Origin of the sequence: Falsiroseomonas oleicola (assembly GCF_019029495.1) — a bacterium.
Taxonomy (GTDB): Bacteria; Pseudomonadota; Alphaproteobacteria; order Acetobacterales; family Acetobacteraceae; genus Falsiroseomonas; species Falsiroseomonas oleicola.
Window position 1 is genome coordinate 310,673 of record NZ_JAERQM010000005.1, and the last position, 22,069, is coordinate 332,741.

The window sequence follows — 22,069 nt, forward strand, 5'->3', positions numbered from 1 at the left end:
TCCTCACTCCCACTCGATCGTGCCCGGCGGCTTGCTGGTGATATCGTAGGTCACACGGTTGATGCCGCGCACCTCGTTCACGATGCGACCCGCCACGCGGGTGAGAAACTCCATGCTGAAGGGATAGACATCCGCCGTCATGCCATCTGTGCTGGTCACCGCCCGCAGCGCGCAGGCGCTGTCATAGGTGCGGCCATCGCCCATCACGCCCACGGTCCGCACCGGCAGCAGCACGGCGAAGGCCTGCCAGATGGCGTCGTAGAGGCCGGCGTTGCGGATTTCCTCCAGGTAGATGGTGTCCGCATGGCGCAGGATATCCGCCTTCTCCCGCGTCACTTCGCCGGGGATGCGGATGGCCAGGCCCGGGCCGGGGAAGGGGTGGCGGCCGACGATGACCTCCGGGATGCCGAGCTCCCGGCCGAGCACGCGGACCTCGTCCTTGAACAGGTCGCGCAGCGGCTCCACCAGTTTCATGCGCATCCCCTCCGGCAGGCCGCCGACATTGTGGTGCGACTTGATGGTGACGCTGGGGCCGCCGGTGGCGGAGACGCTCTCGATCACGTCCGGGTACAGCGTGCCCTGGGCCAGGAAGTCGGCGCCGCCGATCTTCTGCTGTTCTTCCTCGAAGACCTCGATGAACAGGCGCCCGATGGTCTTGCGCTTCAGCTCCGGGTCGGTGACGCCGGAAAGCTGGCCCAAAAACAGCTCGCTGGCATCGCGATGCACCAGCTTGATGTTGAAGCGGTCGCGGAAGGTGGCGACCACCTGTTCCGACTCATTGGCTCGCATCAGCCCGTGATCGACATAGATGCAGGTGAGCTGGTCGCCGATCGCCTCATGCAGCAGCACCGCGGCGACCGAGGAATCGACACCGCCGGACAGGCCGCAGACCACGCGACCGCTGCCGACCTGCGCGCGGATCTTCTCCACCATCTCGGCCCGGAAGGCGCCCATGGTCCAGTCGCCCGAGCAGCCGCAGACGATATGCGAAAAATTCTTCAGCAGGGCGGCGCCATGCGGGGTGTGCACCACCTCCGGGTGGAACATGGTGCCGTAGTAGCGGCGTTCGTCATTGGCGATGACGGCGAAGGGCGCGCCCTCGCTGGCCGCGACAACCCGAAAACCCTCGGGCAGGCGGGTGATGCGGTCGCCATGGCTCATCCACACCTGTTCCCGCGCGCCCGGCGCCCAGACGCCCTGGGTGATGGCGCAGTCGCCGGTCACGTCGATATGGGCGCGGCCGAATTCGCGCAGATGCCCGCCCTCCACCAGCCCGCCGAGCTGATGCGCCATGACCTGCTGGCCGTAGCAGATGCCCATGATCGGCAGGCCCATCTCGAACACCGCCTGCGGCGCGCGGGGGCTGCCCTCCTCGGTCACGCTGGCGGGGCCGCCGGAGAGGATGATGCCCTTGGGGGCGAAGGCGCGGATGCGCGCCTCGGGGGCCGCGTTGAACGGCCAGACCTCGCAATAGACCCCGGATTCGCGAAGCCGGCGCGCGATGAGCTGCGTCACCTGGCTGCCGAAATCGAGGATGAGGATGCGGTCGTGGTGCTGGGCGACCGGGGCGGAAGCGGCGTCGGGGGCGGCCTGTGTCATGGCGCCTATCAGCACAGGGCCGGCAGGCCGACAAGTCGATTCGGCGCTGCCCAGGGCTGCGCGGGGCGCTGCCGCCCCCACGCGCCTTGCATCAGCCGGCGATGGTGATCTGTTCCATGTCGAAGAACTTCACCACCTCGCCATTCACCACGAACTGGCCATTGGCCGGGCCATGGAAGACGATGGCGTTGCCGGTGACGGTGTAGCTGCTGCTGTCGAACATCTGCAGCCCGGCCTGCAACTGCTCCATGGTCACGCCCTGAAGCATGATGTTGTCGGCGCCATTGCCGCCATGCAACTCGTCATTGCCGTCGCCGGCCTGCCACCAGAAGGTGTCATTGCCCTCGCCGCCGAAGACCTTGTCGCCATGGCCGGCGCCGCCGCGCAGATGGTCGTGGCCGTCGCCGCCATGCAGCTCATCCGCGCCATCGCCGCCCAGGATCAGGTCGTTGCCCTCGCCGCCGAACACCTTGTCGTCGCCGGCGCCGGCATCCACGAAGTCGTCGCCCGCGCCCGCATGCACCTCATCCTGGCCGCCGCCGCTGCTGATCGTGTCATTGCCGCCGCCGCCGAAGATCTTGTCCATGCCGTCGCCGGTGGCGATGTGGTCGCCGCCCTCGGTGCCGAAGCGGTCGGTGAAGCTGCCGCCGGTCGCCCGTGCCAGGTCCTGCGGGTCCAGTTCCTGCGGGGCGGTGATCTTGGCCTGATCGGTCATCGGAACCTCCTGTCTGCCTGCGTCTCGATGACCGGAAGCTAACCGCGGGTCGGCTGTGCCGGTAGCAGGGCGATGCCTTTCGTGGTGATAGGAATCCGCGATGGGCGGTCAGTCTCCCTCCCGCACCCGGCCTTCCTGCACGGGGGCGGTCGCGGCGAGCAGGGTGTCGATGGGGTTCCAGACCATGGCGATCTGCTCCACCGGCTGGCCGCCGACGCGAATCGTCTCCCGCATCGACAGGTGGCCGCCCAGGTGGTGGTAGAAGAAGCGGCTCGGATTGGCCTCCAGCACCCAGGCCAGGGCGGAATGGCAGCCGATGGCGCGCAGATGCGCCGCCATGGCGCGCATCATCCGCCGGCCGCAGCCGCGCTCGCGATAATCGTCCAGGACATAGAGGGTCTCCACCTCACCCTCCGCCAGGCCGGGGCGCCGGGCGCGGCCGCCGGAGGCGAAGCCCACCACGGGGCTGCCGCCCGCCGCATCGGGCGCCGTGGCGACGAAGACCGCATGCCCGCCCTGCCGGTCGAGGATGGCGCGCTGGTAGAAGGCACCGAGACGGATCTCGGAGAGGTTCGCCAGGTACTGTTCCCGCAGGATGCCGGCATAGGCGCTGCGCCAGGCGGCCACATGCACCGCGGCGATCGCCGCCGCGTCGCCCGGCCGGGCGCGGCGGATGGCCATCATGAGGGCTGTCTTTGCAGCACCGCGGCGAAGAAGCCGTCCGTGCCATGGCTGTGCGGGGACAGCGCCATGTAGGGGCCTGGGCAGGGGGCGGCGATGTCGGGGCGCAGCGCCGGCCACAGCGCCGCGAAGGGCACCGGGGTGAAGTCCGGGTGACGTTCCAGGAAGCCCGCCATCTGCATCTCGTCCTCCTCCGGCAGCAGGGAACAGGTAGCGTAGACCAGCCTTCCGCCCGGACGCACCAATTCAGATGCGTCATCGAGGATCATCGCCTGCTTGGCCACCAGCTCCGCCAGGTCGCGCGCATTGGTGCGGATTCGCGCATCCGGGTTGCGCCGCCAGGTGCCGGTGCCGGTGCAGGGGGCGTCCACCAGCACCCGGTCGAACTTGCGCGAGCTGCGCTTGCGCCATTTGTCGCCGGAGGTGAGCAGGTGGCATTCGGAATTGTGCACGCCGCCCCGCCGCAGCCGCTTCACCGCGCCTTCGAGGCGGGAGGCGGAGGTGTCGCAGGCGACGATATGGCCGCGATTGCCCATGGTGGCGGCCAGCGCCAGGGTCTTTCCGGCAGCCCCCGCGCAGTAATCCGCCACGCGCATGCCCGGCTGGGCATCGGTCAGCAGCGCGACCAGCTGGCTGCCCTCATCCTGGATCTCGACCAGCCCTTCCAGGAAGGTCTTGGTGCCGCTGACCGGGCGACGGTCGGCGATGCGCAGGCCCCAGGGGGAGAGCGGCGTCAGGGTCGCGGGAATACCCTCCGCCACCAGGGCGGCCAGCACCGCCTCACGGCTGCCCTTCAGCAGATTGGCGCGCAGGTCGAGCGGCGCCGGCTGTTCCATGGCGGCCGCTTCCGCCGCCAGGCCGTCGCCGAAACGGCGGATCAGGCCCGGCATCGCCCATTCCGGCAGGTTCAGCCGCGGCCCGTCCGGCATGCGCGGCAGCACCAGCGGGCGGCCGACCAGCTTCTCCAGCACGCCGCGCTCCTCCACCGAGAGGGGGGAGGCGGCGAAGCGTTCGCCGGAATAGTTCTGCTCCACCCCCTCCAGCGTCCAGCCCTCGGCCAGGATCAGATGGCCGGCCAGCAGCAGCCGGGCGGAGGGGGCGGTGATGCCGAATTCGCCAAAGTGCCAGCTCAGCCGCAGCCGCTGGCGGATCGCCCCCCAGGCGCGGTCGGAGACGTTACGGCGGTCCGAGCCGCCGATGTAGCGGCGGTTGCGGAAGAAATCATTGGCGATGGCATCGGCCGGGCGGCGGGGAGAGGCCTCGACGGCGGCGAGCAGGTCGATGGCGGCGGCAAGGCGGGCGGCGGGGGTCATGGGGGAATCCGGACAGGCCGCGCGCCGGGGCGGGATCGGGCCTGGGCGGGGGGCGGGAAGGGTAGGGGCGCGGGGCGCCAGCGATGTTTGTTGGCGCAGCATAGCCGGTCCATCGCCGCTTCGCGATGGCAGGCCCAACCTGTCGTGAAGGACGCCCAGTCGCGAAACTCTGTTTCGGATTATGAGCGTGGTTTCGCCATGATTTTTTCGTCAGCTTCCTCTGCCCGCATGGGCCGAGGGTGGGAATTCGGCCTAGACTCAGCTCTCAAGCCCGCATCCAGCGGGCCAGAAAGGGGACCTGCCACACATGTTCAAGTCCATTCTCGCCGCCGGCGCCGTTGCCGTGATGGTCGCCGGTGCCGCGTTCGCGCAGCAGAAGGGGGCGCCGCCCCAGCAGGCGCAGCAGTTCCCCGATTGGCGCGCCCAGCCGCGCTACGCCACCATCAACCTGCGCGCCGGCTTCGAGCCTGATCCGCGGGAGGTGCCGGTGGAGGCGGGTGGCGATCGTGAAGCGACCGGCATCGGCCCGGACTGCTCCGGCTGGATCGACTTCTCCAAGCCGGATGTCGACCTGAACTATACTTCCGGCCAGTACCCGCTGTTCATCTCGGTGGTCGCCACGGTGGACACCACGCTGGTGATCAACGATTCGGCCGGCAACTGGCACTGCAATGACGATCTGGACGGGGTGAACCCCGGCATCGTCCTCCGCAGCCCGCAGAGCGGCAACTACAACATCTGGATCGGCACCTTCGAGCGTGGTGCGCCGCAGCGCGCGACCCTGCGGATTTCCGAAATCCCGCCGCAGCGCTGATCGCCGGGCCGGAGGGCTGGTGGCCTCGATGTTTCGGGGCCACCGAGGACGACTTCATCTACCCGGCGGATCGGTCGGAGCGCTACGTGGTCATTGAAGTGAGCATGTTCGAAGGGCGCTCACCGGAGGCCAGGAAAGCGCTCATTGGTGCCTTCTACCGCTGGATCCCGGAAGCCACCGGCATCCAGCCGCATGATATCGAGATCACCCTGTTCGAGACGCCACGCAGCGCCTGGGGCATCCGTGGGTTGCCGGGCGATGAGATCGGCCTGAACTACAAGGTCGACGTCTAGCCCGGCCCCAGCGGCTTTCAGCCCTCCAGCCGGTAGTTCGGCGCTTCCCGCGTCACCGCCACGTCATGCACATGGCTCTCGCGCAGGCCGGCATTGGTGATGCGGCGGAACTTGGCACGGGTCTGCAGGTCGGGGATGGTGGCGGCGCCGGTATAGCCCATGGCGGCGCGCAAGCCGCCGACCATCTGGTGGATCACGGTGCCCACCGGACCCTTGTAGCCGACGCGGCCCTCCACGCCTTCCGGCACCAGCTTCAGCTTGTCCGCCACTTCGGCCTGGAAGTAGCGATCCGCCGAGCCGCGCGCCATGGCGCCCAGCGAGCCCATGCCGCGATAGGATTTGTAGGACCGGCCCTGGTAGAGAAACACCTCGCCCGGCGCCTCGTCGGTGCCCGCGAAGACGCTGCCCATCATCACGCAATCGGCCCCCGCCGCGATCGCCTTGGCGACGTCGCCGGAGGAGCGGATGCCGCCATCGGCGATCGCCGGCACGCCGCGCTCGCGGCAGGCGGCCGCGCTTTCCATCACCGCGGTCAACTGCGGCACGCCGACGCCGGCGACGATGCGGGTGGTGCAGATGGAGCCCGGGCCGATGCCGATCTTCACAGCATCCGCACCGGCCTCGATCAACGCCAGCGCGCCTTCGGGCGTCGCAACATTGCCGGCGACGATCTGCACGGAGTTCGACATCTTCTTGATGCGCTCGATGGCGCGCAGCACGCCGCCGGAATGGCCATGCGCGGTGTCGACCACCAGCACGTCGATATCGGCGGCCACCAGCAGGCCGGCGCGATGGAAGCCATCCTCTCCCACGCCGATCGCCGCTGCGGTGCGCAGGCGCCCCATCGGGTCCTTCACCGCATTGGGGTTGGCCTGGGCCTTGTCCATGTCCTTCACGGTGATGAGGCCGACGCAGCGATAGGCGTCGTCCACCACCAGAAGCTTCTCGATGCGGTGCTTGTGCAAAAGCTCCCGCGCCTTGTCCTTGGTGACATCGGCATCGGCCGTCACCAGGCCCTCCCGCGTCATCAGCTCATAGACCCGCAGATTGGGGTCGGTGGCGAAGCGGACGTCGCGATTGGTGATGATGCCGACCAGCCGCCCGCTGCCGCGTTCCACAACCGGCACGCCGCTGATGCGATGCGCGTCCTGCAGCGCGCGCACCTCGGCGAGCGTCTGGTCGGGATGGATGGTGAGGGGGTTCACCACCATGCCCGATTCGAACTTCTTCACCTGGCGGACCTGGGCGGCCTGGTCTTCCGGCGACAGGTTCTTGTGGATCACGCCGATCCCGCCGGCCTGGGCCATGGCGATCGCCATATTGCCCTCGGTGACGGTGTCCATCGCCGCGGCGATCAGCGGGATGTTCAGCGAAATCTCCCGCGTCAGTTTCGTGCGGGTGTCGGTTTCGCTGGGCAGCACGGTGGAATAGGCGGGGACGAGCAGCACGTCGTCGAAGGCATAGGCCTCCTCGAAGCGCGCACGGAAGGCGGCCTCGCGATCGGTGGTACCCGTCTGGGCAGTGTTTGTATCTGGGGGTGCCATGGTGGGAACCTCTTTCGATCCGCGACCTTGGCGGCCCCGCCTACACCGCTTCCGGGGGCGGCGTCCAGGGGCGGGTTCATGTCAGCCGGTTGAAGCTGCTCCGCGAAAGCCGGTCGCGACCACATAGAGCTCCGCGCTGTCCTTGCGGCTGGCCGGCGGCTTGGCGTGGCGGACGGTGACGAAATCCCGCTTCAGCGTATTGAGAAAGTCCTTTTCCGACCCGCCGGCGAAGACCTTGGTGACGAAGCCGCCGCCGGGGGCCAGGACGCGGCCGGCGAAATCGAGCGCGATCTCGGCCAGCGCCATGATGCGCAGATGGTCGGTGGCGTTGTGGCCGGTGGTATTGGGCGCCATGTCGGACAGCACCAGGTCGGCCTGGCCGTCCAGCGCGTCCAGCACCTGGCGTTCCGCCTCCTGCAACTGGAAATCGCCCTGCAACAGGATGGCGCCGGGAATCGGGTCCACCGGCAGCAGGTCGATCCCCACCACCCGATGGGCGCCGCGGGCCAGCGCCACCTGCGTCCAGCCGCCCGGCGCGGCGCCGAGGTCCACCACCCGGGTGCCTGGCTTCAGCAATTTGAAGCGGTCATCCATCTGTTCCAGCTTGAAGGCGGCGCGGGACCGCAGGCCGCGCGCCTTTGCCTCCTTCACGTAGGGGTCGTTGAGCTGACGTTCCAGCCAGCGCTGGCTGCCGATGGTGCGGCCCTTGGAGGTGCGCAGCCGGTCGGCCAATTGGCGGACTTGGCCCGGCTTTCCGGGTGGGGAGGGGGGTTTGGCCATGGGTGGGGCTTTACGCCCTCAGCCGCAGCCCGGCCAGAAGCCGCGCCCGGGGCGGCGCTGCGCGGCACGGTCCAGCCGCATCAGGCGCAGCAGAATCCCCTCCCGCAATCCGCGATCGGCCACCGTCAGCCGGGGCACCGGCCAGACCTGGCGGATGGCGGCATAGACGGCGCAGCCGGGCAGCACGAAATCCACCCGTTCCGGCCCGACGCAGGGATGCGCGGCCAGCCCGGCCCGGCCGAGGGCGAAAAGATCGCCCAGCGCCTGGTCGGCGACGCAGCTTTCCAGCACCTGGCCATCCACCAGCAGCCGGCGGTAGCGCGGCAGCGCCATGGCGACGCCGGCCAGGGTGGTGACGGTGCCGGAGGTGCCCATCAGCCGCACGCCGCCGGCGCGGATTTCCTGCCCGATGCAATGCACCGCATCGAAGCCGCGCAGCTTGTCCGCCACCTCATCCACCACGGCGTGGAAGCCGGCCTCGGTGAAGCAGGAGGGGCCGCAGCGTTCGGAGAGGGTGACGACGCCGACGGGCACGGAGATGGTGCCGATCAGCTCCGGCACCCGGCCGCCGGGCAGGATGCGGATCCAGGCGATTTCGGTGGAGCCGCCGCCGATGTCGAACAGCAGCGCCCGGCGGTCCCCGGCCTCCAGCAGCGGGGCGCAGCTTTCCATCGCCAGCTCCGCCTCCTCCCGCGCCGAGATGATGCGCAGCCGCAGGCCGGTCTCGGCCTCGACCCGGGCGAGGAAGGCGGGGCCGTTCTCCGCCCTTCGGCAGGCCTCCGTCGCCACCGCCTGCATGGCGCGCACCGGGCGGCGCTCCAGCTTCCGGGCGCAGGACCGCAAGGCCGACAGGGCGCGGTCCATCGCCTGTTCGGACAGCCGGCCGGTGGCGCCGAGGCCTTCGCCCAGGCGAACGATGCGGCTGAAACTGTCGATCACCCGGAAGCCAGCCGGCCCGCTGCCATAGGTCGGCGTGCCCAGCAGCAGCCGGCAATTGTTGGTGCCGAGATCGAGCGCGGCATAGGCGCCGGAGGCCGGATTCGGCTGCCATCCCAGCACGCGGCCGGCCGCATCGCCTGGAAGGGCGGTGGGGCAGGCCAGCGGCAGGGAAAAGGCAGCGTCGTCGGGCATGGCTCGGTACAGATGGGGCTTCCGGCGGCCCAGCCCCAGCCCCCGCCTGGGGGACTGGCCTGCGCCGGGGGCATGATCCGGCGGTCTGGCGGCAGGGGCAAGGCATTTTGCAACGCCGCATGTTGCCTGCCCCGAAAACGCATGCTAGTTCGCCGCTCCCGACGCAAAGCGCCCCAGGCGCCCCGCTTCGTGGGGGATAGTTTAACGGTAGAACTCCCGACTCTGACTCGGGCAGTCTTGGTTCGAATCCAGGTCCCCCAGCCACGCCCTTGAAATCGCAGGAAATATCGGGCCGCGTTGCCGATGCGCGGCGCGATCAGGGTGAAGGGTGCACCAGGGCCAGCAGGTTGGCTTCGGCAACCCGTTCCCGGACGGCGGGGCTCAACTGGCGCAGGAAAGCCTGGACGCTCGCATGCTTCATCGTATCGCTGTCCAGGCTGCGATGGCTGGCATCCGTCCCGATGATGAAGCGGTCCGGCTTCGCCTCGATCAGTTGCAGCCATTCGGGCCAGACGGCCGCACCATCCCGCAGCAAGGTGTAGTCCGGCGAGCGCGGATGCCTCGGCCAGCTGCGCGCACTCAGCTCGTAGACAAGGTTGGCATGCTGTTCGAGCAGCCGGCGGGCCAGGAACAGCGGCGTGTATCCGCCATGCGCCCAGATGATCGGAACGTCGGGATAGGCCGCCAGCAGGGCCTGCATCTCCCGCAACCGCGTGATCTCGACATGCAGCATCACCGGCACCCGGTAGCGACGCGCCAGTTCCACGATTCCGCGCATGATCGGCGACGCCAGGTCGTAATCCGCCTCCGGAAACCCCGGCGAGGGGAAATGCGCCGCCGAGATCTCGCCGATGCCCCGGAACTGGCCGGAGGCCAGCAGACGATCCAGCATGGCCAGCAGCGCCGGGTCCTGCCGGTCCCAGGCCCCGCGATAGTCCCGGCGCTCCGGCGAGACGCAGGCGAAGGCGAGGAAGCGGCCGGGATGACGGCGCGCCGCGGCCGCCACCGTGTCGTTGTCACTGGCCCGGCCCCAGAAGACGACGGCCCGCGTCGCGCCATGCCGCGCCATCAGGTCAAGCTGCATGGCCTCGTCATTGAGATGCACATGCGCGTCGAAGAAGGGCACCAGCTCCCCCGATGGCGGCGGCTGTCGTGGCTGTCGCAGGCTGCGTGCCGGTTGCCGTTGGCCCCGGATCGCGTCCTGCCCGGTGGCGCCGGGGTCCTGGGCCAGGGCGCCCCCGGCCCCGGCGGCGGCCAGGGCGCCGCCGAGGCAGGCACGGCGGGTGAAACGGCTGTCTTGCGTCATCGTCGTGCACTCACCTGAGCGGGGATGCCTGGCGCGGGGGTGGAAACGTCTGTTCAGTCGCGGTCCCATTCCTCCCGCGTGATCCGCCCGGCCAGGTCGATATGGATCTCCACCCGCTCATTGCGCGGGTTGAAGGCCTCGATCTCCCAATGCCGGCGCTTGCGCTCGACATCGCCGCGGATGCGGTAGCCGGCGGCCTCCGCCACGCGGCGCGCCTCGGCCTCGTCGATCCCACCCTGCGTCTGGCGCTCCTCCCGCCGCTCACGGTCCCGGCGTTCGCGCGCCTCGCGGCCCGGGCGGCCGGCCCAGGGGGGGCTGCCCTCGGCGCGGCGGATGGTGATCTCCCGCCCATCCTCGCGGCGGATGGTGAAGGCGTCGAAGCTGCCGCCATCGGGGCGGCCGATCACGCGCAGGCGCTCGCCCTGCCGGATGTCGAGGCGGTGGTACCAATCCGGCCCGGCCTCCACCAGCACGCGGCCGGTGGCGTCCTGAAGCACGAAGCGGTTGCCGAAGACGTCGGTGACCTGGCCCTCGATGGCGATGCCGCCCGGGGCGATGGCGCCGATCGGGGTCTGGGTGGTGGCCGGCGCGGCGGGCGCCTGGGCGAAGGCGGGGGCGGCGAGGCCGGCGGCCAGCGCCAGGCCCAGGGCGGCGCGGCGGAGATGGGTGGTGGTCATGAAGACTCTCCTCTCGTGGTGGGACCGCCTTCTCCCACACCGCGCCTGAACCCAGCCGGAACCGCGCCGTTCAGGCTGGGTTCAGGCAGCGCCCTGCAATAGAAAGCGCATGATGCGCCGCGCCGCCCTCGCCCTTCTGGTCCTGCCACTCGCCCTGGCCGCGCAGCCTTTGCTGCCGCTGCCGCGCGTGGTGGAGATCGTGGCCGAACGCTATCACGGCCGCATGATCGAGGCGCGGGTGGTGCCGGGGCGGGACGATGAGGAGACCTCCGTGGCCTATGAGCTGCGCTGGCTGACACCCGCCAATGACGTGCTGCGCATCCGCGTCTCCGCCACCGATGGTGGCATGCTTCTGGTCGAGGGCAGCGGCATGATCGCGGCGCGCAAATGAGGCTGCTGCTGGCGGAGGATGACGCGACCCTCGCCGCGCAGATCCTGGCCGCGCTGCGCGAGTCCGGCTTCGCCGTCGATCACGCGGCGGATGGGGAAACGGCGGCCTTCCTCGGCGGCGAGAATCCCTATGTGGCGGTGGTGCTGGATCTCGGCCTGCCGAAGCGGGATGGCATCGCGGTGCTGTCCGGCTGGCGGGCCGCCGGCCTGGCCATGCCGGTGCTGGTGCTGACGGCGCGGGACGCCTGGGGCGACAAGGTCGCCGGCTTCCGCGCCGGGGCGGACGACTATCTGACGAAACCCTTCCGGATGGAGGAGGTGGTGCTGCGCCTGCGCGCGCTGATCCGCCGCGCCGCCGGCCATGCCTCCCCCATCCTGGCCTGCGGCCCCCTGGAGCATGATGCCCAGACCGGCGGTTTCACGCTGGAAGGCATGCCGCTGCGCCTGACCGCCTATGAGGCGCGAATTCTCTCCTACCTGCTCCACCGGCTGGGCCGCGTGGTCAGCCGCACGGAGCTGTCGGAACAGCTCTATGACGGCGATTCCGACCGCGATTTCAATGCCATGGAGGTGCTGGTCAGCCGCCTGCGGCGGAAGGTCGCGCCCTGCCGGATCGAGACGCTGCGCGGCCAGGGCTGGGTGCTGGCGGCGCCGCCCTGATGCGGCGTTCGCTGCGCGCGCGGCTGGCGGTGCTGGGGGCGGTGGCGATCCTGGCGGCGCTGCTCGGCGCCGGCTTCGCCATCGACCGGCTGCTGACCCGCGCCGTGGAACGCGGCTTCCGCCAGCAGATGGACACGGCGCTGCTGGCGCTTATGGCGCGGGTGGAGGTGGAGGATGCCAGCGGCCGCGTGACGCTGGAGGCGCCGCCCGCCGAGCCCCGCTTCGAACAGCCGCTATCGGGCTGGTACTGGCAGGTAACCTCCGGCGCCGAGATCCTGCTGCGCTCTCGCTCCCTCTTCGACCAGGAAATCTTGGGCGAGCAGGGGCCGGCGGGGGAGGCGCTGCTGACCCTGCGGCAGGATTTCACCAGCCCCGGATCGCCCGAGCTGCTGACCGCCACCGTCGCGGTGCCGCTTGCCGAAATCGCCGCCGCGCGGGGGGAGCTGGTGCGGCCGCTGGTGCTGTCGCTCGCCGCGCTGGGCCTGGCGCTGCTGCTGGCCTCGCTGGTGCAGATCGGCGTGGGGCTGGCGCCGCTCGGCCGGCTGCGGCGGGACCTGGATGCGGTGCGGCGCGGCCAGCGCGCCCGCATGCCGGAGGCACCGCATGCCGAGGTGGCGCCTCTGGTGGCCAGCATGAATGCCCTGCTGACGCATAAGGAAGCGATGCTGGACCGCGCCCGCCGCCATGCCGGCGACCTGGCCCATGCGCTGCAGACGCCGCTGGCCGCGCTGCGCAATGCGGCGGAGGGTGATGCCCAGGTCACGGCGCTGGTGGCGCGGATGGAGGCGCAGATCCGCCGCCACCTCAGCCGCGCCCGCACCGCCGCCACCGCCGGCCTGCCCGGCGCCCGCTGCGCCGTGGCCCCGGTGCTGGAGGACCTGGCTTTGGTGCTGCGCGCCGCCCATCGCGACCGCGCGGTGACGCTGGAGATCGCCGCGGAGGGCGCGCCCGACTTCGCCGGCGACCGTGGCGACCTGGAGGAGATGGCCGGCAATCTGATGGACAATGCCTGCAAATGGGCGCGCGGCCGGGTGCAGGTCTCGGCGCGGGCGGAGGCAGGCCGGCTGCTGATCCGCATCGCCGATGACGGGCCGGGCATGGCGCCGGAGGCACGGGCCGCGGCGCTGGCGCGGGGGCGGCGGCTGGATGAGGCGGTACCGGGCCATGGGCTTGGCCTCGCCATCGTGGCGGAGACGGCGGACCTCTATGGCGGGGCGCTGGAGCTGGAAGGGGAGGGTCCGGGGCTGGTCGCGCTGCTGCGCCTGCCCCTGGCCCCTTGACCATGGTGCGCCGCACATCGGACGCTGCGCCCATGACCAAGCTCGCCGCCGACACCGACTACCCCCGCGACTTCGCCGGCTACGGCGTCACACCGCCCGACCCGCGCTGGCCCGGCGGTGCGAAACTCGCGCTGTCCTTCGTGCTGAATTACGAGGAGGGTGGCGAGAACACCGTCCTCAATGGCGATGCGGGCAGCGAGCTGTATCTGCATGAGGTGCCGGGCGGCACGCCCATCCTCGGCGAGCGCAACCGCACGGTGGAAAGCCAGTTCGACTATGGCGCGCGGGCCGGGGTCTGGCGGGTGCTGCGGCTGTTCCGGGAGCAGGGTTTTCCGCTGACGGTCTATGGCGTCGGCCGGGCGCTGGAACTGAACCCGGACGCGGCGCGCGCCTTCGCGGAAGCGGGGCATGAGGTGGCGAGCCATGCCTGGCGCTGGATCGACTACCACAACATGGACGAGGCGACGGAAGCCGCCGAGATCGCCCGTTGCGTCGAGACGATTTCCCGGCTGACCGGCACGGCCCCGGTTGGTTGGTACACCGGCCGCATCAGCCCCCGCACGCGGACCCTCGTCGCCCGCCATGGCGGCTTCCTGTATGACAGCGACGCCTATGACGACGACCTGCCGCATTACGTGACGGCGGAAGGGAAACCGCATCTCGTCATCCCCTATACCCTCGACAACAACGACATGAAGTTCGCCGTGCCCCCGGGTTTTGCCGGGCCGGACGGTTTTGAACGCCACCTGACCGATGCCTTCGACCTGCTGCTGGCGGAGGGCCGCGCGGGGGCGCCCAAGATGATGTCGGTGGGGCTGCATTGCCGCATCGTCGGCCGCCCCGGCCGCGCCGCCGCGCTGCGCCGCTTCCTGGCGCATGTGGCGAAGCACAAGGATGAGGTATGGATCGCCCGCCGCGCCGATATCGCACGGCATTGGTGGAAGGAACACGCCCCCGCATGAGGCGCCTTGCCTTGCTTCTGGTTGGATTCGCCGCGGCCTGCGCCACGGAACCGGCCACCGCACCGCTGCCCCGCGGCGACCGCGCCCTGCCGCCGCCGGCTTTGTCCGAAGGCCCGGCCGGTGGCCGCTGCGCCGACCATGCGGAGGCGCTGCCGGCGCTGGTCGGCCGGCCGGAGGCGGAGGTGCGCGCGGCGCTTGGCGCCATGCCGGGTATTCGGACCATCCGGCTGCTGGCGCCGAACCAGCCGGCGACCCGGGATTACCGGGTCGACCGGGCGGGTGGCGTGGTGCAAGGCGGCGTGGTGGAGAGCCTGGCCTGCGGCTAGCCGCGCTGCAAAATCTCCGCATTCACCATCATTGAGGGATCGGCCTTCCCATCCAGAACATCCAGAATGTTCTGCGCGGAAATCCGGGCCATGCGGTTCATTCCCTCCTCCGTGCTCGCCGCCGAATGCGGGCTGATGACCACATTCGGCAGGGTCAGCAGCGGATTGCCCGACGTCGCCGGCTCCACCTCCAGCACATCCAGGCCGGCGCCCATCAGCTGGCCGGATCGCAGGGCGGCGACCAAAGCCTCCTGATTGACCACCGGCCCGCGCGCCGTGTTCACCAGGATGGCGCCGGGCTTCATGGCGGCGAAGGCGGCCTCGTTTATCAGGTGGTGCGTGGCGGGTGAGAGGGGGCAGTGCAGCGTCACCACATCCGCGTCCGACAGCGCCGCATGCAGGTCGCGCGCGGGCCGGAACCCATCGGCGGCGATGCGGTGCGGCGAGAAGCCGGGGTCCATCACCGCGACATCCATCCGGAACGCCTTGAGATACTGCGCGACGCGGGTGCCGATGCGGCCATAGCCCACCACCAGGGCCCGCTTGCCGGCCAGATCCACCATCCGCAGCCCGCCCGGCGGCCACCATCCGCCGCCGGCCACATGGTTGTGGATATCCACCGCCCGCCGCGCCACCGTCAGCAGCAGCATCATCGCATGCTCGGCCACCGACAGGTCGTTGGACCCGTTCGCCACCATCACCGCCACGCCGCGCTCCGTGCAGGCCGGCACATCCACGGTGTCGTAGCCAACCCCGATGCGGGAGACGACGCGCAGCTGCTTCGCCGCGGCAAGGGCAGGGCGGTCCATCTTCTCCAGCCAGCACAGCGTGCCATGGGCGTCCGCGATGGCCGCGTGCCATTCCGCCGCCGGGGGATTGTCCAGCACCACCAGATCGAGTTCCGGCCGCGCGGCGAACACCGCCATCCCCGCCTCCGGCAACCTGCGGCCGAGCACCACCTTGAACGCCATGCGCTGTTCCTCCGAAATGATTTTCGCCATGGTGATCCGGGATCGGTCGGCAGGCCAGTGCCTGGCGCGGAATGGAATCACGGCATGGCGAAACACCCCGCGAAGGCGCGTCCCGGCAAGGATACCAGGCCGGGCACCCTGCTGACGGTGCAGTTCGAAGTCGATGGCGCGCCGCGCGGCCGCGTCGCCATCGGCATTCCCTTCGTTGAGGAAGACCGGGAAACCTGGCGCTGCCGCTACGCCGTCACGGGCCTTTCCGAGACCTTCCGGCGCTATTGCTGCGGCGTTGATGCCCTTCAGGCACTGACCCTGACCCTGGAATTCATGCCGACGCTGCTGGAATCGACCGAGGAGGCGAAGCAGGGGCGGCTGACGTGGATGGGTCTCGGCGCGCCCTGGGGCTTTTCCCATCGCCTCCACGACCTGGGCCGGGACCCCGATCCCGGCACCGTTCCGTGACGAGGCGCTTGCGCGAACGGTTTCGCGCCGGTAGCCTGAACGTAGCCATGACACCCCGCGCCGCCCGTATCGAGCTGACCGCCGCCCTCCGGGCCGGCCGGCTGCCGCGCGCGCTCCTTCTCCTTCGACTTAGCCACCCCTGGGCGTAAGCTCCGGTCGGTAACGGCTGGTATCGCTCAGGGGACCCTGGGGGCGGCTTTGCCCTCACGCATGGCATGACGAATCAGAAGCAAGGAACGCCCCCAATGGCCATCAATCACCCGTCTTTCGGGGTCATGGACCCCGACCGCGTCATCGTCTTCGACACCACGCTGCGTGACGGCGAACAATCCCCCGGCTTCTCCATGAACCTGGAGGAGAAGCTGCGTATGGCCGAGGCGCTGGCCGAGCTGGGCGCGGATGTGCTGGAAGCCGGCTTCCCCATCGCCAGCCCGGGTGACTTCGAAAGCGTGCAGTCCATCGCCCGCCGCTTCGCCAAGGATGGCCCCGTGGTCTGCGGCCTGGCCCGAACCTCCCCGGGTGATATCCAGAAGGCGGCCGACGCCATCAAGGGCGCCGCCCGCGGCCGTATCCACACCTTCGTCTCCACCAGCCCCCTGCATATGCGGGTGAAGCTGCGGATGGAGCCGGAGGCGGTGCTGGAGATGGTGACGGCCTCCGTCACCATGGCGCGCAATGCCACCGCCGACGTCGAATGGTCCGCCGAGGACGGCACGCGGACGGAGATGGACTTCCTCTGCCGCTGCGTCGAGGCCGCGATCAAGGCCGGCGCCACCACCATCAACATCCCGGACACCGTCGGCTACGCGGTGCCGGAAGACATGTTCCGCATTTTTTCGACCGTGCGCGAAAGGGTGCCCGGGGCGGATCGCGTGGTGCTGTCCACCCATAACCATAATGACCTCGGCCTGGCAGTGGCCAATACCATCGCCGCCATCCGCGCCGGCGCCCGCCAGGTGGAATGCACCATCAATGGCATCGGCGAGCGTGCCGGCAATGCGAGCCTGGAGGAGATCGCCATGGCGCTGCGCACGCGCCACGACGCGATCCCGGTGAGCAACGGCGTGCAGACCAAGAACATCCTGCGCACCTCCCGCCTGCTGGCCACCATCACCGGCTTCGACGTGCAGCCCAACAAGGCGATCGTCGGCCGCAACGCCTTCGCCCATGAATCCGGCATCCACCAGGACGGCATGCTGAAGGATTCTTCCACGTATGAGATCATGACCCCGGAAAGCGTGGGGTGGACGAAATCGTCGCTGGTACTCGGAAAACACTCCGGCCGGGCGGCCTTCAAGGACAAGCTGAAGGCGCTGGGCTACGAGGTCGGCGACAACGCCATGAACGACGCCTTCAAGCGCTTCAAGGATTTGGCCGACCGCAAGAAGGTCGTCTACGACGAGGACATCGTGGCGCTGGTGGATGACGAGGTCGTCCGCGCCAATGACCGCATCAAGCTGACCGGCCTGTCCGTCTCCACCGGCATGCACACTCGCCCCATCGCCTCCATCGCGCTGGAAGTGGATGGCGAGGTGCGGGAAGGCGTGGCAGGCGGTGATGGCGGCGTGGACGCCACCTTCGCGGCGCTGCGGGTCGCATTCCCGCATGAGGTGAACCTGAAGCTCTATGCCGTGCAGTCCGTCACCGGCGGCACCGATGCCCAGGCGCGGGTGACGGTGCGGCTGGAGGAGGACGGCAAGATGGTCGATGGCCAGGGCGCCGATACGGATACCATCGTCGCCAGCGCGCGGGCCTATGTCCACGCGCTGAACAAGCTGCTGGTCAAGCGGGCGCGGACGGCCCCTGCTGAGATGGGGCCGGCGGAGCTGAATCAGGCGCTTTCGGCCTGAGGGCCGGCGGCGGGCGCGGGGTGGGCGGGCGCAGCGGGAATTCCAGCGCCAGCCCGGCCTCCGCACGCGTCAGCTCCGCGCCCAACTGCCGGGTTAGCCCGCGCAGCAGCAGGGCGCGAAGCTGGTCATCCGGGCGCGGCACCACCCCATCATCCTCGATGGACAGGCTGGCGCGCTTGTCATCCGCCGCCACGGTGATGGCGATGCGGCCCTGCCGCCCAGCCGGAAAGCCCTGCTTCAGCGCGGCGGAGACCGCCTCCGTGATGATCAGCGCCAGCGGCACCGCCTGGTCGGAGGAAATCCGCAGCGCCGGCGCCGCGACATCCAGCGCGATACGGCGCCCCGGCTTGTCGCCGATGGCGGCGAAAAGCTGCGCGCCGAGTTCCGCGATGAAGGCGCCGAGGTCGATCGCCTCCGGATCATGATGCGCATACATGTGGCGATGCAGCGTGGCGAGCGCGCCGATGCGGTCGCGCGCCGCCTCGAATTCCGTGCGCGCCTGACCATCGGTCACGCGCTGGGCCTGGAGCGCCAGCAGGCTGCTGACGATCTGGAGGTTGTTCTTGACGCGGTGATGCACCTCCGCCGCCAGGATCTCGGCACGGTCGATCGCCGCCTGAAGGTCACGCTCCCGCTCCGCCAGCGTGCTGGCACCGGCCTGGAAGCTCTCCGCCAGGTCGCGGATCTCGTCGGGCATTTCGGCAGCGCCGGGAATCAGCAGCGGCGCCGCGCCACTGCGCCACTGCGCCACCGATCGCCGCAGGCGGGAGAGCGGGCGGGTCACCGCGTAATGCGCACCCAGCAGCACGGCCAGCAGGCTCAGGGCGAGCAGCGCGCCCACCTCCGCCAGCCGGCTGATGGCGGAAATCCGAGCGGCGGCGAGGATGGGGGCGGCCCTGCGGGCGACGACCAGCCGGGACGGGGCGACCAGCATGCCGCGCGCGGCGACCAACTCCACCCCAGCCAGCCGGCTCATCGCCGGGCTGCCATCGGCGGCGGCGGCGGGCGCGACAGGTCCCAGTTCCGCGGCCGCATCGCTCATCGCCCAACTGCTGCGGTCACCATCCACCAGCCAGACCAGCAAGCCCGCCGGCAGGGCTGGTGTGGCGATACGCGCCACCAGCAGCCTGCCGGAGGTGGGCAGCATCCGCAGCAGGGAGATCATCCCGCCCTGGCCGACCAGCGTCAGGGTTTCACTGGCGGCTGCGAGCCGGCTCCGAGCCTCTGCCGGGATCGCGGGCATTGCGTCGCGATTCGCCGCGCATTCTACTTCCAGCACCACCCCGTCCGGGGCGATGCCGGCCAGCCATTCGCCACAGTCATCACGACCCCCAGGGCGACCCTCCGGCCAGATGGCGGAGAGGCTGCGCAGCGCGGCATCCGCCGTGGCGAAGCGACTGGTGAAGCGCCCCACGACCATGTCGCGTTCCAGGGCGAGATCGTCATGCGCCTGGCGGATGGCGGCCTGATAGCCGGCATGGGTGCCCGCCAGCACCATGACGACGACGGGAAAGGCGACAATCAGAAGCAGGCAGGCCAGCCGGCCCCGCAGGCTGGCCTGAGGGCGCGGCATGCGCCACCTTCGCGGCCGGATGCGCGGTTCCGCCGGGCCGGGGCCAGGTAGTCCTGGGCCAGGTAGTCCTGGGTCTGTGACGCCGGGATCTGTCATGCGGTCTGGCGTCAGGCGGAAGCGGCCATGGCTATTTGCCGCGCCGCGTCCGATCCTCCTCGATCAGGCGCAACAACTCGGGCGGAATCGGCTCCGCCGCGACGTCGTCGTAAAGTTGGTGCAGCCCACGCTGAAGCCACAGGTCGAAGGCATCCCCATCCTTCCGTTCCGCCTTGCGGCGTGCGGGCCTGGGGGAGGGCGCGGGCTTGCTGCTGTCGCTGCTGTCCATGTCCATCGCCGATGACGGCGCCGCCAGGTAGCGAGGCGGCGCCCATCATTCCGACTTAAGCCAGCAGATGGTGTTCGCCAACCCCTGACTTGCCGCTCATCCGGCGCATGCCGGATGCTGCGGGGCGGCCGGTGTAGCGATTCTCCCCGGTACGGTTCTCCGGGGTGGTGGCCTCCGCCGATTCCTCGCCAGTCAGCCAGGTCTGCAACTGGCGGCGGGCGCGGAAGACGCGGCTCTTCGCCGTGCCCACGGCGCAGCCGGTGGCTTCCGCCACATCCTCATAGGACATGCCCTGCAGCACCACCATGAACAGCGCCTCGCGCTGGTCGGCCGGCAGGCGGTTCACCGCATTGCCCAGCTCCTTCAGGATCAGGCGGTCCTCATGGGTCGCACTGACGGCAAAGGCGCTCGCCGGCACATCCTCGATATCCGTCGTCTCGCGCTGCTTGCGCAGGGTGCTGATGAAACGGTTGCGCAGGATGCGATGCATCCAGGCAGGAAAATTGGTGCCCGGCGTGAAGCTGTTCTGGGCGGCGAGCGCATTGGCCACGGCATCCTGCACCAGATCATCGGCGGCGGCGCGGTTGCGGGTCAGCGCCAGGGCCTGGACGCGCAGGCGGGGAAGCAGGGCGATGACCTGTCCGTGGAACTCGTTCGGCATGCTTTTGCTCCATCCTCTATGCCCACTGAATGAATGGGCCGGCGGGATGGTTGCATCGCGGACGCGTTACCCGTTCACAGGCGCGAGAGCATCCGAAAGCGCGCGCCGGGCGCGGGAGACACGGGCCTTCATGGTGCCCACCGGCACGCCGCAGATCTCGGCCGCCGCCTCCAGGGTCAGGCCACGGGCAGCCACCAGCATCAGCGCCTCCCGCATCGCGGGGGGCAGGCCGGCCATGGCGCGAGCCAGGTCACGCACCTGATGGGCGCTTTCCTGTTCGGTCGGGCGCCCGGGTTCCAGCTCCGGCGGATGGGCGTCCTGGTGGTCCCGCTCGCGCTTGGCGCGGCGCCAGCCCTCCCGGAACGTATTGCGCAGCACGGTCAGGCCCCATGGGCGCAGCGCCGCCTTCAGGTCATGCGCCAGTTCGGGCGGTGTGCTAAAGCCGGGAAGGCCGCGCAGCATGCGCAGCACGGATTCCTGCACCAGGTCATCAGCCTCACTGCGGGAGCGGGTGAGCATCCGGGCGGCGGCGCGCAATTCCGGCAACAATTGCGCGATCACGGCGCGCTGGGCGCCGGAGTTGTCTTGTTCATCCACAACACCCTGCATATCAACCCTTGAGACGTTGCGGCAGCGCCCGCCGCCAAAATTGGAGATGACAAGGCGATGAGCGAGATGGATCGCACGGCGCTGATCGCGGCGCTGCCTTACGCCCGCCGCTTCGCCCGCGCGCTGACCGGTGCGCAATCCGCCGGGGACGCCCTTGTGGCCGAGGCGTTGCGCCAGGGGCTGTTGCCGGTGGAGGGGGTCCGCGACGGGGCCATGCTGGCGCGCCTGTCCCTATATGGTGCGATCTGCCGCATCGCCGGGGCGGCGCCCGAGACGGAGGATCTGGCCGCCGGCGGGCTGAGCCGGCCGCAGCGCATGCTGCTGTTGCTGACCTCGCTGGAGGAGTTGGAGGCGGAGCAGGCGGCACGCGCCCTCGATCTGCCGTTGGATCAGGCCGCCCAACACCTGGAGGCCGCGCGTGGTCATCTGCGGGCCGGCGCCGTGGCCCGGGTGCTGATTATCGAGGATGAGCCGATCATCGCGCTCGACCTGCAGCAGTTGGTCGAGGCCGCGGGCCATGAGGTGGTGGGCATCGCCTCCACCGAGGATGAGGCCGTGGCGATCGCCGCGGCGGAACGGCCCTCCCTGGTCCTGGCCGATGTCAATCTGGGCGCGGGCGGCGATGGCACCTCCGCCGTCGCGCGCATCCTGCGCACCCATCAGGCCCCGGTGATCTTCGTCACCGCCTATCCGGAACGACTGCTGACAGGCCAGGACCTGGAGCCCGCCTTCATCATCACCAAGCCCTTCGAGCCCACCACGCTCGCCGTCGCGACCTATCAGGCAGTGACCCGCGGCGTGCATCTCGACCCGGTCTGAGGGGGCGGCATGCCGCGATGAGTTGAGCCGGAACCGTACCGGCAGCGCGGCGTTGATCCGGCACCTCAATCGCCGGAGACAACCATGCTCTACTGGACCCTCATCTTCCTGGTCGTGGCGATCGTCGCCGGCCTGTTCGGCTTCGGCGGCATCGCCTCCGCCTCCGCCGGGATCGCCAAGATCCTGTTCGCCATCTTCATCGTCCTGTTCCTGCTGAGCCTGCTGTTCGGGGTGTTCCGCACCCCGTGACGGCGTGGCGGCGCGCTGGGGCTGTTCATGTCGGGCCCGCGCGATGACCTCGGGCTCGGCGAAGGGCCATGCCCTGGTCGCC

Annotated in this window: 25 protein-coding genes and 1 tRNA gene; 12 read left to right on the forward strand and 14 right to left on the reverse strand. The window is 70.0% G+C overall.

Features of this window, described 5'->3' with window-relative positions; genetic code table 11:
- Positions 1-3: 3 nt before the first annotated feature.
- From guaA to JJQ90_RS18155, 4 genes are all read right to left on the reverse strand, one after another.
- Positions 4-1,599 carry a glutamine-hydrolyzing GMP synthase gene (gene guaA / locus JJQ90_RS18140; RefSeq protein WP_216877650.1) on the reverse strand — a complete coding sequence of 532 codons (1,596 nt, stop codon included), beginning with the start codon at positions 1,597-1,599 and terminating at the stop codon, positions 4-6.
- 91 nt (positions 1,600-1,690) lie between these two features.
- Entirely contained in the window at positions 1,691-2,314 is a 624-nt protein-coding gene (locus JJQ90_RS18145; RefSeq protein ID WP_216877651.1) for a calcium-binding protein, read from the reverse strand.
- Positions 2,315-2,422: 108 nt separating this feature from the next.
- Complete coding sequence (locus JJQ90_RS18150; RefSeq protein ID WP_216877652.1) at positions 2,423-2,998, reverse strand: GNAT family N-acetyltransferase; 576 nt, start codon at positions 2,996-2,998, stop codon at positions 2,423-2,425.
- On the reverse strand, positions 2,995-4,308 hold the full coding sequence (locus JJQ90_RS18155) for an RsmB/NOP family class I SAM-dependent RNA methyltransferase (protein ID WP_216877653.1): 1,314 nt from the start codon (positions 4,306-4,308) through the stop codon (positions 2,995-2,997). The genes JJQ90_RS18150 and JJQ90_RS18155 overlap by 4 nt, the downstream gene beginning before the upstream one ends.
- 307 nt (positions 4,309-4,615) lie before the next feature.
- Here JJQ90_RS18155 and JJQ90_RS18160 point away from each other — a divergent pair, with 307 nt between their 5' ends.
- Entirely contained in the window at positions 4,616-5,122 is a 507-nt protein-coding gene (locus JJQ90_RS18160) for a hypothetical protein (protein ID WP_216877654.1), read from the forward strand.
- Complete coding sequence (locus tag JJQ90_RS18165) at positions 5,122-5,415, forward strand: tautomerase family protein (protein ID WP_329959477.1); 294 nt, start codon at positions 5,122-5,124, stop codon at positions 5,413-5,415. The genes JJQ90_RS18160 and JJQ90_RS18165 overlap by 1 nt, the downstream gene beginning before the upstream one ends.
- A gap of 17 nt (positions 5,416-5,432) precedes the next feature.
- On the opposite strand, the gene guaB is transcribed toward JJQ90_RS18165, so the two are convergent.
- From guaB to JJQ90_RS18180, 3 genes are all read right to left on the reverse strand, one after another.
- Positions 5,433-6,959 carry an IMP dehydrogenase gene (gene guaB, locus JJQ90_RS18170; RefSeq protein WP_216877655.1) on the reverse strand — a complete coding sequence of 509 codons (1,527 nt, stop codon included), beginning with the start codon at positions 6,957-6,959 and terminating at the stop codon, positions 5,433-5,435.
- Positions 6,960-7,040: 81 nt separating this feature from the next.
- Entirely contained in the window at positions 7,041-7,739 is a 699-nt protein-coding gene (locus JJQ90_RS18175; RefSeq protein WP_216877656.1) for an RlmE family RNA methyltransferase, read from the reverse strand.
- An 18-nt stretch (positions 7,740-7,757) separates the two neighbouring features.
- Positions 7,758-8,870 carry a Ppx/GppA phosphatase family protein gene (locus tag JJQ90_RS18180; RefSeq protein WP_216877657.1) on the reverse strand — a complete coding sequence of 371 codons (1,113 nt, stop codon included), beginning with the start codon at positions 8,868-8,870 and terminating at the stop codon, positions 7,758-7,760.
- 190 nt (positions 8,871-9,060) lie between these two features.
- Here JJQ90_RS18180 and JJQ90_RS18185 point away from each other — a divergent pair.
- Positions 9,061-9,134: transfer RNA gene (locus JJQ90_RS18185), tRNA-Gln, on the forward strand.
- A 52-nt stretch (positions 9,135-9,186) separates the two neighbouring features.
- Here the strand turns inward: JJQ90_RS18185 and JJQ90_RS18190 are convergent.
- Both JJQ90_RS18190 and JJQ90_RS18195 read right to left on the reverse strand, forming a co-directional pair.
- Entirely contained in the window at positions 9,187-10,176 is a 990-nt protein-coding gene (locus tag JJQ90_RS18190; protein WP_216877658.1) for an amidohydrolase family protein, read from the reverse strand.
- 53 nt (positions 10,177-10,229) lie between these two features.
- The gene (locus JJQ90_RS18195; RefSeq protein ID WP_216877659.1) at positions 10,230-10,853 is read right to left on the reverse strand and encodes a PepSY domain-containing protein; all 624 of its coding nucleotides are present in this window, start codon (positions 10,851-10,853) and stop codon (positions 10,230-10,232) included.
- A 109-nt stretch (positions 10,854-10,962) separates the two neighbouring features.
- On the opposite strand from JJQ90_RS18195, the gene JJQ90_RS18200 reads away from it, so the two are divergent.
- From JJQ90_RS18200 to JJQ90_RS18220, 5 genes are read left to right on the forward strand one after another with little or no spacing between them, the layout of a single operon-like run.
- A complete protein-coding gene (locus JJQ90_RS18200) occupies positions 10,963-11,244 on the forward strand; it encodes a hypothetical protein (protein ID WP_216877660.1) in 282 nt (93 codons plus the stop codon).
- Positions 11,241-11,903: a response regulator transcription factor gene (locus JJQ90_RS18205; protein ID WP_216877661.1), complete on the forward strand. Its 663-nt coding sequence runs from the start codon at positions 11,241-11,243 to the stop codon at positions 11,901-11,903. The genes JJQ90_RS18200 and JJQ90_RS18205 overlap by 4 nt, the downstream gene beginning before the upstream one ends.
- The gene (locus JJQ90_RS18210) at positions 11,903-13,183 is read left to right on the forward strand and encodes a sensor histidine kinase (protein WP_216877662.1); all 1,281 of its coding nucleotides are present in this window, start codon (positions 11,903-11,905) and stop codon (positions 13,181-13,183) included. The genes JJQ90_RS18205 and JJQ90_RS18210 overlap by 1 nt, the downstream gene beginning before the upstream one ends.
- Positions 13,184-13,215: 32 nt before the next feature.
- Positions 13,216-14,145, forward strand: a complete 930-nt coding sequence (puuE, locus tag JJQ90_RS18215) for an allantoinase PuuE (RefSeq protein ID WP_216877663.1) — start codon at positions 13,216-13,218, stop codon at positions 14,143-14,145.
- Positions 14,142-14,471 (forward strand): hypothetical protein, encoded by a 330-nt coding sequence (locus tag JJQ90_RS18220; protein WP_216877664.1) that lies wholly within the window; start codon positions 14,142-14,144, stop codon positions 14,469-14,471. The genes puuE and JJQ90_RS18220 overlap by 4 nt, the downstream gene beginning before the upstream one ends.
- On the opposite strand, the gene JJQ90_RS18225 is transcribed toward JJQ90_RS18220, so the two are convergent.
- On the reverse strand, positions 14,468-15,442 hold the full coding sequence (locus JJQ90_RS18225) for an NAD(P)-dependent oxidoreductase (protein ID WP_216877665.1): 975 nt from the start codon (positions 15,440-15,442) through the stop codon (positions 14,468-14,470). The genes JJQ90_RS18220 and JJQ90_RS18225 overlap by 4 nt on opposite strands.
- Before the next feature lie 84 nt (positions 15,443-15,526).
- On the opposite strand from JJQ90_RS18225, the gene JJQ90_RS18230 reads away from it, so the two are divergent.
- Both JJQ90_RS18230 and JJQ90_RS18235 read left to right on the forward strand, forming a co-directional pair.
- Positions 15,527-15,901 carry a DUF6968 family protein gene (locus JJQ90_RS18230; protein ID WP_216877666.1) on the forward strand — a complete coding sequence of 125 codons (375 nt, stop codon included), beginning with the start codon at positions 15,527-15,529 and terminating at the stop codon, positions 15,899-15,901.
- Positions 15,902-16,146: 245 nt separating this feature from the next.
- Entirely contained in the window at positions 16,147-17,751 is a 1,605-nt protein-coding gene (locus JJQ90_RS18235) for a 2-isopropylmalate synthase (RefSeq protein ID WP_216877667.1), read from the forward strand.
- On the opposite strand, the gene JJQ90_RS18240 is transcribed toward JJQ90_RS18235, so the two are convergent.
- The 4 genes from JJQ90_RS18240 to JJQ90_RS18255 all read right to left on the reverse strand — a co-directional run bounded on the left by JJQ90_RS18240 (position 17,684) and on the right by JJQ90_RS18255 (position 20,907).
- Complete coding sequence (locus JJQ90_RS18240; protein ID WP_216877668.1) at positions 17,684-19,324, reverse strand: sensor histidine kinase; 1,641 nt, start codon at positions 19,322-19,324, stop codon at positions 17,684-17,686. The two genes, JJQ90_RS18235 and JJQ90_RS18240, sit on opposite strands and share 68 nt — an antisense overlap.
- A 127-nt stretch (positions 19,325-19,451) precedes the next feature.
- A complete protein-coding gene (locus JJQ90_RS18245; RefSeq protein ID WP_216877669.1) occupies positions 19,452-19,649 on the reverse strand; it encodes a hypothetical protein in 198 nt (65 codons plus the stop codon).
- 55 nt (positions 19,650-19,704) lie between these two features.
- Positions 19,705-20,310, reverse strand: a complete 606-nt coding sequence (locus tag JJQ90_RS18250; RefSeq protein ID WP_216877670.1) for a sigma-70 family RNA polymerase sigma factor — start codon at positions 20,308-20,310, stop codon at positions 19,705-19,707.
- Between the two features lie 66 nt (positions 20,311-20,376).
- Positions 20,377-20,907, reverse strand: a complete 531-nt coding sequence (locus JJQ90_RS18255) for an RNA polymerase sigma factor (protein WP_329959473.1) — start codon at positions 20,905-20,907, stop codon at positions 20,377-20,379.
- Positions 20,908-20,976: 69 nt separating this feature from the next.
- Here JJQ90_RS18255 and JJQ90_RS18260 point away from each other — a divergent pair, with 69 nt between their 5' ends.
- Both JJQ90_RS18260 and JJQ90_RS18265 read left to right on the forward strand, forming a co-directional pair.
- Positions 20,977-21,738: a PhyR family response regulator anti-anti-sigma factor gene (locus JJQ90_RS18260; RefSeq protein ID WP_216877672.1), complete on the forward strand. Its 762-nt coding sequence runs from the start codon at positions 20,977-20,979 to the stop codon at positions 21,736-21,738.
- 84 nt (positions 21,739-21,822) lie between these two features.
- Positions 21,823-21,987, forward strand: coding sequence for a DUF1328 domain-containing protein (locus tag JJQ90_RS18265; RefSeq protein ID WP_216877673.1), 165 nt, complete (start codon positions 21,823-21,825; stop codon positions 21,985-21,987).
- Positions 21,988-22,069: the final 82 nt, after the last annotated feature.